At 62.3% G+C, this 16562-nt stretch carries 15 protein-coding genes; 3 read left to right on the top strand and 12 right to left on the bottom strand.

Annotated features, from left to right (window positions below; translation table 11 throughout):
• Positions 1-306: 306 nt before the first annotated feature.
• The 8 genes from ABVV53_RS02670 to ABVV53_RS02635 all read right to left on the bottom strand — a co-directional run bounded on the left by ABVV53_RS02670 (position 307) and on the right by ABVV53_RS02635 (position 9774).
• On the bottom strand, positions 307-978 hold the full coding sequence (locus ABVV53_RS02670) for a flagellar hook assembly protein FlgD (protein WP_353982777.1): 672 nt from the start codon (positions 976-978) through the stop codon (positions 307-309).
• 9 nt (positions 979-987) lie between these two features.
• Complete coding sequence (locus ABVV53_RS02665) at positions 988-2445, bottom strand: flagellar hook-length control protein FliK (protein WP_353982776.1); 1458 nt, start codon at positions 2443-2445, stop codon at positions 988-990.
• A gap of 63 nt (positions 2446-2508) precedes the next feature.
• Positions 2509-4587, bottom strand: coding sequence for a flagellar biosynthesis protein FlhA (gene flhA / locus ABVV53_RS02660; RefSeq protein ID WP_353982775.1), 2079 nt, complete (start codon positions 4585-4587; stop codon positions 2509-2511).
• 8 nt (positions 4588-4595) lie between these two features.
• Positions 4596-5945, bottom strand: coding sequence for a sigma-54-dependent transcriptional regulator (locus ABVV53_RS02655; RefSeq protein ID WP_353982774.1), 1350 nt, complete (start codon positions 5943-5945; stop codon positions 4596-4598).
• The gene (gene fliN, locus ABVV53_RS02650) at positions 5945-6310 is read right to left on the bottom strand and encodes a flagellar motor switch protein FliN (protein ID WP_353982773.1); all 366 of its coding nucleotides are present in this window, start codon (positions 6308-6310) and stop codon (positions 5945-5947) included. Before fliN ends, ABVV53_RS02655 begins: the two co-directional genes overlap by 1 nt.
• An 11-nt stretch (positions 6311-6321) precedes the next feature.
• Positions 6322-7920, bottom strand: coding sequence for a flagellar basal-body MS-ring/collar protein FliF (gene fliF / locus ABVV53_RS02645; protein ID WP_353982772.1), 1599 nt, complete (start codon positions 7918-7920; stop codon positions 6322-6324).
• Positions 7921-8030: 110 nt separating this feature from the next.
• Positions 8031-8696 (bottom strand): FliH/SctL family protein, encoded by a 666-nt coding sequence (locus ABVV53_RS02640; RefSeq protein ID WP_353982771.1) that lies wholly within the window; start codon positions 8694-8696, stop codon positions 8031-8033.
• 46 nt (positions 8697-8742) lie between these two features.
• Entirely contained in the window at positions 8743-9774 is a 1032-nt protein-coding gene (locus ABVV53_RS02635; RefSeq protein WP_353982770.1) for a flagellar motor switch protein FliG, read from the bottom strand.
• A 90-nt stretch (positions 9775-9864) separates the two neighbouring features.
• Here ABVV53_RS02635 and ABVV53_RS02630 point away from each other — a divergent pair, with 90 nt between their 5' ends.
• Both ABVV53_RS02630 and ABVV53_RS02625 read left to right on the top strand, forming a co-directional pair.
• The gene (locus ABVV53_RS02630; protein WP_353982769.1) at positions 9865-12531 is read left to right on the top strand and encodes a hypothetical protein; all 2667 of its coding nucleotides are present in this window, start codon (positions 9865-9867) and stop codon (positions 12529-12531) included.
• Positions 12532-12550: 19 nt separating this feature from the next.
• Positions 12551-12985 (top strand): flagellar basal body protein, encoded by a 435-nt coding sequence (locus ABVV53_RS02625; protein ID WP_353982768.1) that lies wholly within the window; start codon positions 12551-12553, stop codon positions 12983-12985.
• Between the two features lie 167 nt (positions 12986-13152).
• On the opposite strand, the gene ABVV53_RS02620 is transcribed toward ABVV53_RS02625, so the two are convergent.
• From ABVV53_RS02620 to ABVV53_RS02610, 3 genes are read right to left on the bottom strand one after another with little or no spacing between them, the layout of a single operon-like run.
• Positions 13153-13575: a flagellar biosynthesis protein FlgN gene (locus tag ABVV53_RS02620; protein WP_353982767.1), complete on the bottom strand. Its 423-nt coding sequence runs from the start codon at positions 13573-13575 to the stop codon at positions 13153-13155.
• Positions 13565-13879 carry a rod-binding protein gene (locus ABVV53_RS02615; RefSeq protein ID WP_353982766.1) on the bottom strand — a complete coding sequence of 105 codons (315 nt, stop codon included), beginning with the start codon at positions 13877-13879 and terminating at the stop codon, positions 13565-13567. The genes ABVV53_RS02620 and ABVV53_RS02615 overlap by 11 nt, the downstream gene beginning before the upstream one ends.
• Positions 13879-14979 (bottom strand): flagellar basal body P-ring protein FlgI, encoded by a 1101-nt coding sequence (locus ABVV53_RS02610; RefSeq protein ID WP_353982765.1) that lies wholly within the window; start codon positions 14977-14979, stop codon positions 13879-13881. Before ABVV53_RS02610 ends, ABVV53_RS02615 begins: the two co-directional genes overlap by 1 nt.
• 69 nt (positions 14980-15048) lie before the next feature.
• Here ABVV53_RS02610 and ABVV53_RS02605 point away from each other — a divergent pair, with 69 nt between their 5' ends.
• Positions 15049-15459, top strand: coding sequence for a flagellar assembly protein FliX (locus ABVV53_RS02605; RefSeq protein ID WP_353982764.1), 411 nt, complete (start codon positions 15049-15051; stop codon positions 15457-15459).
• 30 nt (positions 15460-15489) lie between these two features.
• Here ABVV53_RS02605 and flhB read toward each other — a convergent pair whose 3' ends face one another.
• Positions 15490-16560: a flagellar biosynthesis protein FlhB gene (gene flhB / locus ABVV53_RS02600; RefSeq protein ID WP_353982763.1), complete on the bottom strand. Its 1071-nt coding sequence runs from the start codon at positions 16558-16560 to the stop codon at positions 15490-15492.
• Positions 16561-16562 lie beyond the last annotated feature (2 nt).

The following is a 16562-nucleotide window of genomic DNA, read 5'->3' as shown; positions in this document are numbered from 1 at the left end:
CATCGTGAGACGGGCGGGCTTGGTTCTCCAGGCTCGAAGACGGTCGACCTGCCCTCTTCTACCATATGCAAGGCTCAGAGCCTGCTGGAGCTTGCAACCGCCCCTGCCTGCGAACCTACTCATAGTGGAGGGCGTAACAGGCACAGCAGAAAACGACTGTCCTGACGGGTCGGCAACCTGCAGATCCGGGCGCAAACAAAAAAGCGGCAGACCCGGAGTTTCCGGCTGCCGCTTCTTTACACTGCGAAAGGATGGGGGCGGTCCGCTCAGAGGCGAGCGACGCTGCCCCCACATCCAGGCGAGGCCTTAGCTCCCCGCCTTCGTGGCAACGCTGACCAGCGTGCTTGAGGGAAGCTCGATGCCGTTGACCCCAAGCATGACATTGCCGGAAACGGAGGTCACGCTGTCCACAACGCCAACGCTGCGGATGACTGGAGCCACGGATTTGCCGCTGGCGTCCAGCGCCTGCAGCGTGAGCGTGTATTGCCCGCCTGGTGCGGTGCCGCCGCCCGCCAGGGTGCCGTCCCATACAAAACGACCATCAGTGCCCGGCTCCAAGTTCTTCGTCGCGACAGTTCCGCCTTTGGCGTCCTTAACCGTGGCCGTAATTGAAGCCGCCTCGCGCGGGAGGCTGTACGACCACTCTGCGCCTGCGTCGGTCAGTCCCGCTACGTTGGTGTCGAACTCGGCCTGGCGCCCGATGAAGCCGGAGGCTTGTGCCATATCAGCGGCGGAGAGGCGCGAGAGGATATCGCGCAGGACACCCGTTTGCTGCATCGACTGCTCAACTTGCGAATACTGCACGAGCTGCTGCGTGTATTCGGAAGTATCCATCGGATCGAGCGGATCCTGGTTCTGCATCTGCGTGGTGAGCAGCTTCAGGAACATGTTGAAGTCCGCACCCGTCATACTGGCTGCGGCCTGGCCGGTTTGAGCGACCACGTTGGACTGCTGGGTCGCGTTGCTTACGCTTGTCATCGGAAATCCTTAAGCCATCATGTTGATGCGGCCGTTCGTGGCCATGGGTCGATACGTCGTGGGATCTTCGCTTCCGCCAAGACCACTGCTATCGTCGCTACGGGTGCCAGCCTGCTGCTGCTGATAGCGCTGCTGCCACTGGTTGCCGGAGTCGTTGCCGCTGCCACGATCGAAGCGGAAGCTCTGGCTGTCGGTGCGTACTCCCGCCTGCTCCAGCGCGCGGCTGAGCTCCGGTATATCGGCACGGATCGCCTCCAGCACGCCCGGCGCATCGGCAGCGACCACTGCGCGAAGCTGCCCCTGCTCGTTCATGGTCATGCGGATATTGATGCGGCCCAGTTCAGCCGGGTCGAGCCGAATAACCAACTCGTCGCTACCCATGGAAACGCGCCTGGCGATTTCCAATCCCATTTCCTGCGCGACCTTATCGGCGCGAAATGACATGGTAGGATGGCTCTCTGCCGCGGCATGGATTGTGGGCAGCGGCTGCAATGCTGGCTGGGCCTGCTGGCCGACGGCTTGGCTCGCGGCCTGCCCCATAGGCTGCGGACCCGGCGCATTCGTTTGCTGCTGCGGACGTTCTGGGGCAGCGCTCGACACCATGCGAGCGAAAGGCTCGCCCGTGGTGGCGGCGCTATCGTCTCCGGATGTGGACGTGCCGGTGGCTGTCTCACCCGAGGCAGCTTCAGCCTGCGGGCTACCGCCCAGCGACAATTCTGGGGACTTGGTTTCCGCCTTGGCGCCCTGCTCCTGAGCCTGATGCGTGGGAGCAGCGACTGGCATCCAGGCCGCGTCCTGCAAGGCAGCCGGAACCGCGGCCGTCTCTGTCTGCATCTCGTCTGCAGGATCGGGCGACACGAGCTCCACCAGCGCCGTTTCGGGTGACACTTGAGGAGCCGTAATCGGCTCTTTAGTGTCGCCGTTCTGGCTATCGAGAGCAGTTAGAGACCCGATCAAGTCCGCCACCTGCTTCTGCTCTGGCTTGCCCGACGCTTTGGTAGCAGGCGTGGCACCGGGATTCGAGACCGTCGGCCCCGCAGTTCCCTTAAGTGCAAGCTCACTGCCCTGCATTATGCTAGGTTCCGCAGCCGCTGCGAGCACGGCTGCCTCTGCAGTTCCTTGGGAAACCGACTTGCCGCTCGCCACCAGATCAGGCTGGGGCTGCATTTCGACTGCGCCGGGCATAGCCAATAGTGCTTGTTCCCCTGCTGCGGGAGCGCCGTGCGCCAGACCGGCGGACGTCGTCTGGACGGTCGCCGCACTCGCCAATAGCGGCATGTTCGTGGCGCCGGCGGCAGTGCGCAGCGCGACCGGCACAGGCGCCGGGGTTGCAACCGTAGCGGCAGCGGGAGATGTTCCGGTTTCAACTTCGCCTAATACCGCAGCGAAGGCGGGACCGCCTTCGCTCACGTTGGCTCCAGTGTTCGCGGCACTGTGCGAGAGCATGCCGGTTGCTGCAATTTCCATTCGGACCCCTTCAAGCGAATGCATCGCCGAACATCATTATAGGACGGATTGCGCGGCTACGGTTCAGCCCACCATCCCGATTGCCCGGACACGAGCGCGCGTGTGGATTTCATTTTGTGAGAGAACGACAGTAGCAGGCCGCACGCGTTCGACGATGGAGCGCACAAACGGGCGGATCATCGGGTTGGTGAGGATGCAAGGTATTTCCCCTGCGGCGGCAAGTCGATCGTAAGTGTCGCGTACCGCCGCGATAAAGGACTGCAGCGTCGATGGGGCCATGGCGAGCTGGCGCTCATCCCCCATTCCTACGATGCTTTCGGCGAATGCCTGGTCCCATTCGGGAGACAAGGTAACGATCGGTATCGCGCCGTCATGGCTTTGCTGGGCCGAGATCTGGCGCGCCAGTCGTCCGCGAACGTGCTCAGTGATCTGCACGATGTTGGACGTCATCGCCACGGCTTCGGCGATGCCTTCCAGGATGGTGGGAATGTCGCGGATGGAGACGCCTTCGCTGAGCAGGTTCTGCAGCACACGCTGCACGCCCGAGATCGAGATCTTCGACGGAATGATGTCGGCGATCAGCTTTTCGGCATCCTTGTGCACTTCGTTCAGCAGCTTCTGGACCTCCATGTAGGAGACCATGTCGGCGATGTTGTCCTTCACCAGCTCGGTGAGATGGGTGGCGATAATGGTGCCGCAGTCCACGACAGTCACGCCGCGCAAGCCCGCTTCCTCGCGCAGGTCCCGGTCGATCCACAGAGCCGGGAGGCCGAACACGGGTTCGCGGGTGCTTTCGCCCGGCAAGCTGGTCGGCCCGTCAGATGGGTTGATTACCATCAGCTTGTCGAGGCGCAGTTCGCCGCGCGCGACTTCGGTCTCCTTGATGAAGACGACGTATTCGTTGGCTTTCAGCGCCATATTGTCGATGATCCGGACGGAAGGCAGCACGAAGCCGTATTCCGTCGCCATATTGCGGCGCAGTGCGCGCACCTGGTCATCAAGGCGCGGTTCGGCGCGGGCCTCATTGATAATGGGCAGCAGGCCATAGCCGATCTCGATGCGAATGGCGTCCAGAGCGATGGTGCGGGAGACCGGCTCTTCGCTCTCCGCGGCTTTGGACTGCTCCTGCGCCTCCAGGTACCGTTCGCGCGCAGCGGATTCCTCCGCCTTCTTGCTCAGGCTCCACGCCAACCAGCCGCTCAGGCCCGCAAAAGCGGCGAAGGGTATGAACGGCAGGCCCGGCATGAGCGCCAGCGCGCCCATGAGGAAGGAGACCATACCGAAAGCCTTCGGGTAGCGACCGAGCTGCTGCGAGAGCGCCGCCCCCGTTTTTCCGACGACGCCGCCCTTGGAGACGAGCAAGCCCGCTGCAGTGGATACGATCAGCGCGGGAATCTGGCTGACGAGACCGTCGCCCACCGTCAGGATGGTGTACGTATGGAAAGCATCGCCAATCGCGAGGCCGTGAATCACCACGCCCACGACCAGGCCGACGAGCACGTTGATGCCGGTGATCAGCAGACCGGCGACAGCATCGCCCTTCACGAACTTCGAGGCACCGTCCATGGCGCCGTAGAAGCCACTCTCCGCCTCGACTTCGGAGCGGCGAGCGCGGGCGCTCGCTTCGTCGATCATGCCTGCATTGAGATCGGCGTCGATCGCCATCTGCTTGCCGGGCATGGAGTCAAGACTGAAGCGCGCGGCCACTTCCGCGATACGGCCAGCGCCCTTGGTGATGACGACGAAGTTGATCACCATCAGGATGATGAAGATGGTGAGACCGATCACCACCTCGCCACCGATCAGGAACTCGCCGAAAGCGGCGATCACCCCGCCTGCCGCATCGACGCCCTCGTGCCCATGACCCAAGATCAGACGCGTCGAAGCGAGGTTGAGGCCGAGCCGAAGCATGGTGGAGATGAGCAGGATCGTCGGGAAGGCCGAGAGGTCCAGCGGCTTCTCGATAAAGAGCGCCGTCATCAGGATCATCACGGACAACGTGATCGATAGCGCCAGGCCAAGGTCGAGCAGCCAGGCCGGCATCGGCATGATCAGCATCGCGATGATCGCGATGACGCCGCCGGCAAGCGCCATGTCGCGGTTTGCACCCAGGCGCTGAAGGAGGTCGGCGAACTTGTTCATGATTGCCCTCAGACCGCAGGGGAGATGGAAATGCCGGCTTCGAGGAAGCTCTTGAGCTTGTTACGCATCGTGCGAACGGAAATGCCCAGGATGGTCGATGCGGTAGTGCGATTGCCCCCACAGCGCTTCAGCGTCTGCAGGATGAGTTCACGTTCCACGTCCGCCATACTGCGTCCGACAAGCGGGCCAATCTCAAGCTCGTTTGCGGCCGCGCCGTCGACGGGGTCCGCCGCGAGTATTTGCGAGCCGTCGCACAACACAAGCGCATCGGCCTCGATCACTGGTCCGCTCGCGAGCAGGAGAGCCCTATGGATTACATCCTCCAGCTCTCGGACGTTGCCGGGCCAATCGTGACGTCGAAGGCACTGCAGGGCCTCAGCGCTAAGCGGGCGCAACGGTAGTCCGTTGACGCTCGCGAGGCGTTCAGCAAAATGCACCGCAAGCTGCTCAATATCCTCGCCCCGGGCACGAAGCGGCGGAATTTCGATCCGCAGCAGCCCTAAGTGCGCAAGCAGATCCGCGCGGAACGTGCCCGCAGCAACTTGGGCAGCCAAGTCCCGGCTGGTGCTTGCAACAAGCCGCGCACGCAGTGGCGTGTTTCCACCGCGACTGCCGTGAATGATCCCGTCGTGGAGCGCAGCGGCGAGCCGGGCTTGCGTGATCGCGGGCAAGGCGCCGATCTCACGAAGGAAAACGGTGCCTTCGCCCGCCTCCTCCAAACGCCCAGTGCGCCGTGCAATGGCACTGGCGAATGCGCCGGCATCATGCCCAAACAGCTCGGATTCGATGACCTCGGCTGATACCCCGGCACATTCGACCGTCACGAAACGTTCGCAACGGCCCGATGCATCATGGATCATACGAGCCATCACTTCTTTGCCCGTGCCAGCTTCTCCCGCAATCAAAACCGGAGCATCCGATGGAGCGACAGCTCGAGCATAACTGACAGCGTGCGTCAGCACCGTATCGCTGCCGATCGGCGACGAGAGACGATGCCCCAGGCTCAGGATTGCAGCGGCGATCAGCTCGCGGTCCGGCGGCAGCGGAATGTAGTCCAGCGCACCCGCCCGGATCGCAGCGACAGCGCGTTCCGCGGAGGCATGGATGCCACAGGCCAACACCGGCACCCCGATCCGTTCCGCACGCAGCTGCCTGAGGAAGTCCAGCGCATCCAGGCTGACGTCAACCATGACGAGGTCACCCGCGTCCCGGCGTAGCGCCTCAAGCGCGGTGTCCGGGCAATCGGCCATGATGACCTCGGCTCCCGCTTCGCGCGCCATCTCGGCCGCGAGGCGGAACTCCCCTCCGGGCGATCCGATAAGCACCATCCGGATCAGATTGGACGAGCGTTCGCGCATCAACCTTCCTGCTTCACGATCTCGGTGAGCGTGACACCGAGAGAGCCATCGACGAGGACCAGTTCACCACGCGCGATGAAACGGTCATTCACGAAGACGTCCACCGGCTCTCCGACTTTGCGGTCAAGCTCGACGACGCTTCCGCAGCGCATCTGAATCAGTTCACCCACCTGCACGCGCGCACCACCAAGGACTGCCTTCACTTTGACGGGAACGTCGAAGATGGCCTCCATTTCGTCGATGTCGGAAGCCAACGGTGGCAGTGCGGCAGAGACATCATGGCTGACGAAGGTATCGTCGAAATCCTCAAGCGGAGCTTCGAAGGTAGCTGGCATTACGTCTTGGACGGTTGTTTCGTTAGTCATTGCTAAATCCCTCAAGCGGCCATCCACTGGCGGATTACGGAGGCGGCCTCGGCAGGGCTCGCCGTTACTGCCTCGCCGATTCTCCTGATGGCGGATAGCTTCACCCGGCCATCAACTTCAGCGAGCGCCACTTCCTGTTCGAGCTGGCTCTGCACTCCTCCCGGGGCGGGCAGTGTCATAGATCCGTCAAGGCTTTCTCCATCGGCGGAGAGTGCCAGCTGCCCTTCTTCCGGAGCAGGAAGTGCGGCCTGACCATTCTCATCGCCTGCCAAGCGCCGCTCATAGCGGGGCCGCAGCATACGCACCGCGAACAGGGCAACTGCGGCGAGGATGAGCAGCTTCAGGACGCTGAAGATCTGGTCCGTCGGTAAGTTGGAGAAGAACCCGTCCTGCGCTGCAGCCGCATCCACGGCCGAGAAGGGCATGCCTTCGACGACAACGCTGTCACCACGCTCCGCATCGAACCCGACGGCATTCTCCACGAGGCGTTGAAGCCGCTGAAGCTGAGGCTGCGACAAGCCGCCTTCACCGCCGTCCACCATCACTGCTACGGTGAGCCGGGTGACGGCGCCGGGCGAACGCACTCTCACCGTGTTGGTGCGGGTGTTCTCGAAAGTGGTGTCTTCGGACGTTTCATTGCTCTGCGAGCGCCGCGTATCGCCGCCGGCGGCGGGAGGTACGGCATTCGCATCGGGCAGCTGTTCCGCAACCGAAGCGGTTTCTGCGCCGGCGTCGTTCTCGTTGCTGGCGTTGGTAGATTCCACCGTTACCTGGCGCGCAATAGCCTGACGGTCGGGATCGACGACGCTGGCCTCCTCGCGGGTCTGGTCGCGGTCAATCGTCGCGGCAATTTGTGCGCGGACCTTGCCGGCACCGACGATCGGCTCAAGAAGCTGCTCGATCTCCTGGCGAAGCTTGGCCTCGACCGCTTGCTGGCGCTCATCGGCATCACCGCCGCTCGCTGCGCCAGCCTCGCCGGCCCGAGCCAGCAGAGCCCCGGTCTGGTCGATGATCGAGACGCTTTCGGGGGAGAGCTCCGGAACTGAGGATGAGACAAGATAGCGGATCGCCTGCACCGATTCACCGGAAAGGCGCCCGCGTGTCTTGACCGTCACGGCAGCCGTCGCGCGGCGAGGCTCGGCAGCAAAGATCGCGCGCTCGGGCATCACGATATGGACACGGGCATTGACCACGTTTTCCAGGCTCTGGATGGACTGAGACAGTTCACCCTCGACCGCGCGGGTCTCGTTCAGCCGGGCGCGTGAGGACGAGACGCCGAAAGGCTCCTCTTCATCGAGAACGGCATAGCCGATCTTGCCTCCGAGCCGCTCTGTGGCCATGCCCATGCGCAGCTCTGCAAGCCGATCCTGAGGCGCCATGACCGCCGTGCCGTCCGCGGAAAGCTGGAACGGCACGTTCTCGGCTTGGAGCCGCTCGACAATGGTTTGGGCAGAGGAAGGATCAAGGTCCGTGTAAAGATAGGCCATCTGCGGCGCACCCGCACGCAGGCCCAGATAGGCGAGACCGACCAGCAGAGCGGCGGCGACACCGCCCATCACTGCCAATCGGCGTGTGCCGATCTTATCGACAAATTCGCGCAAAGCGTTCAATTGCAGCCCCGTGACTGACGGGCCCAATGCCCCACAGCCACATTATAGAAGGAAATGGGCGGCAACTTTTTCCGGGAGGAAATATTTGCCGGTCGAACCGGCAAAGCCTTCTACGCCGGCGTGAAAATACCGGCCATCTCGGCACGAATGGCTTCGCGCCGCGCATCTGCGTCGAGACGCAAACCACCTTCGTCCCACTGCAAAGCAGCATCGCCGAGCGATAGCGACGCATCGGCGAAGACGAGCAGCGACAGGCGTCTGCGCTCGTGCGCCTGGCGGTCTGCGACGAGGCGTTCGACGTCGGCAACGAGATCTGGATGTACGCGGATACGGATCGGCTGACCGCGACGCACCTGGCCGAGCGCGCGGCCAATCGCCTCATCGATTGCAAGCGAGGAATCGTGCTCCAAAGCCCTTGCAGCCAGCAGGTCGGCGGCAGCGAGAGCCAATTCGCCAGCTTCGCGCGTGAGTTGATCCTCTATGGCGCCGAGGCCCTCCTCCATCGCCTCGATCGAGGCCTGGAGCGCATCTACGGCGGCCAACAAGGCAGTCTCCCTCTCGCCTCTGGCTTGCTCGAGGCCCTGTTGAAAGGCTTCGGCTCGCGTAAGACCGAGCGCGGCCTCATGCTCTGCCCTCATGCGTTCGCGCTCGACTTCGAGCTCCGCAATGCGAGCAGTCAGCGCCGCTTCCTCAACACCCGCAGCAGCGACAGCCACGGTGGGTTCGGAGAAAATCCGCGTGAATGGAAATGGCTTGACCTGCGCGTTGGTGATCAAGGCGATTGCTCCTGACGAAATTCAGAACAAAGAAATGCTAGCGCGATCAGATGATGACAGCTTCGTCGTTCTTCGGATCGACAAGCACAATTTCGCCCGCATCAGCCAGCGTCTTCGCGAGCCTGACGAGACCGCTCTGCGCCTCCTCACAATCACGCGCACGGACAGGCCCCATTGCTGCCATGTCTTCGCGCATGAGTTTGGAAGCACGCTCGGTCATGCTGGCAAAGAAGATGCCGCGCATCTCCTCCGGAGCGCCCTTCAGTGCGAGAGCCATCTGACGCTTGTCGGCGTTCTTGACGATCTTGGCGATCGCGGCCGGCAGCAGGTTCATCAGGTCCTCGAACGTGAACATCAGCGCTCGGATGCGTTCCGCAGAGTCCGGAATCTTCGCGTCCAGAGCGCTGAGCATCGCTTCTTCGGTAGAACGGTCCATTGCGTTGAAGACCTCTGCCATGCTCTCATGCGGATCGCGCTTTTGAGCGCGAGAGAGATTGGTCATGAACTCGGACTTCAGTGTCTGCTCGACTTCCTGGATGACTTCCTTCTGGACGGTCTCCATCCGCAGCATGCGAGTGATCACGTCAACGCCGATGTCCTGGGGCATTTCAGCCAGCACACGCGCCGAATGGTCGGGCTTCAGCTTGCTCAAAATAACTGCAACAGTCTGCGGATATTCGTTCCTGAGATAGGCGGCGAGCACAGTCTCACTGACGTTGGAGAGCTTGTCCCACATCGTCCTGCCGGACGGGCCGCGGATATCCTCCATGATCTCGCGAACCTTGTCGCTTGGCATGATGCCGCCCAACAGCCGCTCCGTGGTCTCATAGGACCCATGAAGCGAGGCCATGCTTGAGACTTCGCCGGTAAACTGGACGAGAAGATGCTCCACGACGCTAGCGGGCAGGCGGCCCAACTGCGACATGGCGGATGACAATTCCTTAACCTCATCGACCGATAGCTGCTGCCATATAGGCGCTCCGTGCTCTTTGCCGAGCACAAGGAGAAGAGCAGCGGCTTTCTGCAGTCCGTTGAACTTCTTCAGTTCGGGCGGCTCGGCCGTGAGGATATTGCTCATTCGGGTTCCCTATGACGAAACTTGGTCCGTAGCGCCCAAAATCGGCGCGTTGCGTCTATTATAGGACAAGACAATGGAGTGGCGGGCGAAATGAGCATCAACTTGTCGAACAGCTTGGCTGGTCTTGCATTGCTGACAGGCAACAACAATGCCTTCTCCACCGTAGGCTACGGAGCGGACTTGGGGATCGAGACACGCGCCGCCCGGATAGCGAAAGCGCAGTTCAAGACACCCGCGACAACTCCGCCGTGGAAGCAAGCGCCGTCCTCTACCCCAGTGTCAGCGCAGGTCTCGGCAATCAAGCGCATGAAAACAATCATTGACGATCCCTCGCGCACCGGCACCACAATTCCCGACGTGCAGACCACCTTCACCACTTATAAAGCGCTCGACCGGCTGCGCATGCTTGCCGAAACGGCTGCGAAGAAAACCACCTCGTCCGCAGAGCGCACCGCTTTGGACGCAGCCTTCTCCAAGGGCATGTCCGATCTTCAGACCTTCCTCGGAAAGGCGCCGAACGATCTGCTGCAAATCTCCTTTGCACAGCCGGCGCGTCGCATAGAGAGCGTCGCTGTCCCCAGCCCTACGGCCGCCACGACGCTTGCCAAGGGTGTTCTTGCAGAGCGCGACACCTCTGTCCCAGGGATGACGGGATCGGAGACGTTCACGATCCAGCTGAGCCGCGGAACCATCAGCGACTCAGTTACGATCGACCTCTCCGGCACGCCTCAGCCGCCAACGCTCGACTCCGTCGCCGAAGCATTCAACGCCGCTATAGCCGCAGTGCCTATGCGCGACACTTCTGGTACCATTGTCACTGATGCGAACGGCACTCCCGTCTCTCGGTGGACGACGAAGTTCGCCGTGACGAAGGAAAGCGGCAAGTGGGGCCTGAAGCTGGAAACGCCAGGCAACGAGCGCGTTTCGATCGAGCAGACCAATGCGCAGGACGCCCTTGTGGTCGCGGGCGGGCAAACCTTCACAGACAAGCCCACGGCCACCAAGTTCATGCGTTTTGACGATCCAGCGGGGGGGCTGGAGATCAAAACGCTGAATTACATCCGATCGCTCGACCGCCTCGCCACCGATGAGGCGAAACTTGCCGAAACGAAGGAGAAACCGGCGGAGCAAGTCTGGGCACCCACCACAACAAGCGCGGTTGCGACTGACGCTCAGGGCTACTCCTATGTCGTGGGCACGGCCGCCGGCGACCTTGATGCGAACCGTATCGGCAGCGCTTCCGACCTGTATTTGAGCAAGCTCGACAGCGAGGGCAAGATTGTCTGGCAGCAGACGCTCGGAACAGCGGCGACCGCAAAAGGCGCTGCAGTCAGCATCGCGTCCAACGGCGATATCGTCGTTGCGGGTACAGTCAGTGGCAGTTTCAACAACACGACTAGCGACGGGGACATGCTGGTCGCGCGCTTCAGCGCCAGCGGCGATGAGCAATTCGCCACCGTGGTTCGCGCATTAGGAGCCGACACCGCAAACGCCGTAGCTGTTGGAAATGATGGCAGCATTTACGTTGCCGGCAAAGCCGCGTCAGGTGGCGGTGACGCCTTCATCGCGCGTCTCAGCGCAACTGGCCAGATCCAGCAACGTCGAGCCATCGACAGCGGCGGCAGCGATTCCGTCAAGGCGCTGGCGATTGGTGCCGATGGTGACTTGCTCGCTCTCACCAACGAAAGCGGCACAGCTGTGCTTCGCAAGATTGCAGCGGGCTCGCTCACCACAGATACCGGCTCGATTAACCTCGGCGCGCGCGAAGCACGCGCGATTGCCGTCGCGGCAGACGGTCAGATTGCAGTGGGCGGCGTGAGCAGCGGCGACGGCTTCGTCGCCCGCATCGATACGGCGCTCACCAGCTCCAGCTTCACGCAACTCGCAACCTCTGGTCTGGATCAGGTTGACAGCCTGACATTCATGGGCGGAGCACTTTACGCAGGAGGCCGGACGACAGGCGATCTTGGGGGCACCCGTTCGGGCACAGTCGATGGCTTCATTGCCCGCATCGAAACGACGAGCGGCGCCGTTGAGACGATCAAGCAGTTCGGGCAATCAACATTGCGCACCGAGCCGGTCTACGTCGCGGCAGCAAAAGGGGGCGACAGCGCACTAGGCGCACTGGGTCTGGGCCGTGGCACGATTAACGCCGACGCTTCCGTAAAGCTTACGTCGCACACCAGCCTTCGAGCGGGAGACGAATTCAAGATCCGCATAAACGACGGATCGCTGCGTCGCATCACTATCGACAGCGGCGAGACGCTGGCGACGCTTTCCAAGAAGGTGAGCACGCTTACTGGCCGTAACGCTTTGGTGACCACGCCGCTGGACGGCAAAGGCAATCGCACTCTGCGCATCGAAGCCAAGGCAGGGCAGGAGATCGAACTCATTGCCGGTGCAACTGGCAAGGACGCTCTCGCTAAAATCGGTATCGAACCGGTCCGCATCTCGACGCCAGCGCCGCTGCCGAACGATGCGCCGCGCGTACGGCCTGGCGGCACCTACGGGCTTAGCCTTACGCATGCACTCAGTCTCAAGACTCTGGAGAGCGCCGCCACCGCCCTCGATCGGATCACCTCTGCGGTGTCCATGTCGCAGACCGCGTACCGATCGCTGTATTGGGACAGCGGCAAGGAAGCCCTGGCGAACGGGAACAGCTCCTCAAGCAAGGGTGGGTCAGTCTCGAAGTACCAAGCGGCCCAGGCCGCGCGCTACCAGGCGGCGCTCGATCGCCTGTCCGGCTCAACCTTCTAACTAAACAGGATAGTCAATCATGAGCGGTAGCACCCCGCCCATCATGCAGGGCGTTGCGTTGGCCATGCGCCATCTTTCGGACCGGCAGCGCGTTGTCGCGCAGAACATCGCCAACAGTGATACGCCGGGATACCGTGCACGTGATATGGAGCCCAAAGACTTTTCGGGCCTTGTCGAGGCGGCCGGCGCGCGTGCAGGCGCTCCGCGCGTCGCTCGCCCCCGAGTGCAGCTAACGAACGGCATGACCGCCCTTGGCGCTAAGTCAGCGGTCGGCGCAGGCGTTATCTATGATCGCAATGTATCGGAGACCAAGCCCGACGGTAACAACGTCACGCTTGAAGACCAGCTTCTGCGCATGGGCGAGATCCAGGCCGACTTCACCGCGCTCTCCGGCCTCTATCGCAAGCAGATGGGCCTCTTGCGCACTGCGACCGGCAGCCGCGGCGGAGGCTAGCGCCTGAAACTGTAACTCGTATCGTGCGAAACAAGAGGGGAGCTCCATGCGGGCTCCCTTTTTTGGTGTGCCTGCCGCTTGCGCCCTGCCCGCACCTTCTCTGCTGACGAGAAAGCCCGCCGCTCCGGAAGGAGCGACGGGCTTTCTCAGGGGACAGGAGAGCAGCGTCAAAGCTGAGTATTGATTGATATCGGGGTGGGTAGATCCACGCGCGAAACTCCACCACGGGCGCAGTACGTTTCGGAGCGCGTACCGGAGAGGCGCTTCGCTTCCACCGCAATAGCGTCAAGGATCTCGACCGAGAGACGGATCTGCCGCTCCAGCGCGTTGCCGTTCTCGGCCGATATTTCGCAAAGCTCGGCGAGAGCTTCGGTCAGCTCCTCACGCTCATCATGTTCCATCTTATCGCGCCAGTCGGGCTGCTCGCGTTGCAGTTGAACTGTGCGGGCCTCGATCCAGCCGACCAGCCGCGCCTTTGCCGCAGCGATCTCCTCGAGATCGGCAGTGGGGCCGCCAGAGAGAAGCCGATCCGTTTCTTCGCGCATAAGCGAAATGAGGGACCGGATGGTATCGATGAGCTCACTGGCCATTGCTGTTCCCTTGCATGCGTATGATCTGATCCATGACGACGGGCGCAAGGCCGACGCCGCCGCTTCTTGCCATCTCGGTGCCCAGCCGTTCGGCCAGGATGCCGCGAAACATCTGTTCGCCATGGCCGCCTGAAAACTCGTCGCCCATCTCGACGCTTTCCAGCATCAGGCCAGCCATCTGGCCGAGAAAAACGGCTTCGAATTCACGCGCCTTCTCCGCTGCGACGTCCGCACCGGACTTGCGCGTTGCCGGCACAGCGGGCGCTGCTGCGGCATTGACGGCAGCTGGTGTCGTAGGGTTCATCACTGTACCTCGATTTCTGCTTGAAGGGCGCCTGCGCTTTTCACGGCCTGAAGGATCGTGATGAGATCGCGCGGGCTGACACCCAGGGCATTGAGTCCGTTGACGAGTTGGCTCAGCGAAGTGCCGCCGACCATCGCCAGCGACCGGCCCTGCCCGTCATCGACTTCGACCTGCGTGCGCGGTACGATAACCGTCTTGCCATCGGAGAACGGCGCGGGCTGCGAAACTTCCGGCGTTTCGGCCACGCTGATGGTAAGCCCACCCTGCGCAACCGCCACGCGGCTGATCCGCACATCGGCGGTCATCACCACAGTGCCAGAAGCTTCGTTGATCACGATCTTGGCGGGCTGATCAACTTCAACCTCGAGATTTTCGATCCGCGAAACGAGCTCGATGAGCGAACCGCGCCCACTTGAAGGGGACACCTCCACCGTGGCGGGATCCAGCACCTTAGCTGCACCGGGGAACTCACGATTGATCGCGGCGCCGATACGCTGCGCGGTGGTGAAATCCGGGTTGCGCAGCGCCAGCTTCAAGCTGCCGGCCGTGCTCAACACATAGGGAACCTCGCGCTCCACGATGCCGCCATTGGCGATGCGCGCGGATGTGGCGACGCCGCGGCTGATACTGGCAGCAGCGCCCTGAGCCTTGAAACCGGAAACGGCGACCGGGCCCTGCGCAACAGCATAGATCTGCCCGTCGAGGCCGCGCAGGACTGACGCGATCAGTATTCCACCCTGAAGGCTGCTGGCGTCGCCGAGAGCGGAGACCTGCACGTCGATGGTGGAGCCGCCGCGGGCGAATGGCGGCAGCGTCGCGGTAATCGAGACAGCGGCGACATTCTCAGTCCGCATTTGCGTGCCGCGAACATTGACGCCCATGCGCTCCAGCATCGCCTGCATCGATTCCTCGGTGAAGGGCGAGTTGCGGATGCGATCACCCGTTCCGGCGAGCCCAACCACCAGGCCGTAGCCTACGAGCTGGTTCGAGCGAACGTTTTCGACAGACACGATGTCCTTGATACGTGGGCCCGCGTAAGCAGGCGCAGCGGCGCTGAGGTAAGCAGCGCCCAGGCAAACGAGAATTCGGGGAAATCGCATAGCGCTCCGGTCGAGTGGAAATTTACCGTCTTTTTTCTTATAGGATAATAAAGGAGCGAACGGTTCGGCATGCAGATCAATGCGGTTTCTTCATTGCTGCAGATCCTGCTCGCCAATCAGGCGAAGCCGGCCGCAGCCGCGTCCCCGGTGTTCGAGCCAGCGGTGCAGCCTGCGACCGCTCAGGCGGCGGTGGGTTCTCCTACGCAATCCGTGCAGATGCTGGTGACCCTGGCAGCCATTGCCGCGCCCCTGGAACCGGAGCGCCGCCGGCGCGTGGCGAAGGAAGCTGAAAAGGCGCTCGACGCACTGCAGATGCTGCAGGCAGCGCTTGTCGTGGGCGTCGGTGCCGCAGAGCCGGTCGGACAGCTCAGGGACTGGCTTGAGACGCGCACGCAACCTGAAGATCCCGATCTTGCCGCAGTTATGGACGAGATCGACCTTCGGGTTCAGGTCGAACTGGCAAAGCTCGAGCGCAGATAAGTAGCGCAAGCCGCTCTGGGCCGAGGGAACTTAGCCTCGCCCTTTCGCGAGGCGCATCACGTAACCGATGATTTCTGCAACCGCCTTGTAATGCTCGGTCGGGATCGGTCGGTCGATGTCCGCCGAAGCGAACAGCGCGCGCGCCAGCGGCGGGCTCTCGACGATCGGCACCTTGGCTTCGGTGGCAAGCTCGCGAATTTTCATCGCAACAGCGTCAACCCCCTTGGCCACTACCACCGGCGCGGCCATCGCGCCATGGTCGTATTTAAGCGCGATCGCGTAGTGCGTCGGGTTAGTGATGATGACGCTTGCGGTCGGCACCGCGGCCATCATCCGGCTCCGGGCACGCTCTGCCTGGATCGAGCGGATGCGCGCCTTCACATGCGGGTCGCCCTCTGCGTTCTTGTGTTCGTCTTTCACCTCCTGGAGCGACATTCGCATGCGAGAGAGAAATGACCGGCGCTGATATATCCAGTCGAACAGAGCCAATGCCCCTACAAGAAGCGCTACGGCTTTAAGCATCGTCAATACGATCATGCCGGTCGTGCGGGCGACCGCCTCGGGTCCCATGCCGATCAACTGGTCCAGCGCTACCGTCTTGGGCCACACGACAATGATGGCGACCGTGATTACAAACACGAATTTGGCGAGCGTCTTGGCAAATTCGATTAGACCTCGCGGACCAAACATGCGCTTCAGCCCCGCGACCAGAGAAATCTTGGACCACTTCGGCTGAAGCTTCGACCACGAGACCGTCGGCCGCCCCTGCGCGAACACGATCAACACCGCAAAGGCTACGAGAACTGCGAACATCGGCGCCAGAATGAGTGCCAGTTCGCCGAGTAGGCCAGTGGCGAAAGCCTGGGCGCCTGCTGGCTCCAGCGACAGGTCGTCGGCACGCCCCCACAGACGCACGAAGACGTTCTGCAGTTTGGTTAGAGTCGCAACGCCTAGGCTGCCGCACACGAAGATCATCGCCACGAACATCACAGCGTGGCGCATTTCCTGCGCCATCGCCACGTCGCCCTTTTTGCGGGCGTCGTCGAGCTTCTTTTGTGTCGGCTCTTGAGTCTTCTGATCTTTGTCGGGTCCTTCAGACATAT

The sequence above is a fragment of the Novosphingobium kalidii genome, assembly GCF_040534015.1.
Classification (GTDB): Bacteria; Pseudomonadota; Alphaproteobacteria; order Sphingomonadales; family Sphingomonadaceae; genus Novosphingobium; species Novosphingobium kalidii.
The sequence above is the reverse complement of the archived record's forward strand: the minus strand, read 5'-3'. Positions and strand labels throughout refer to the sequence as shown.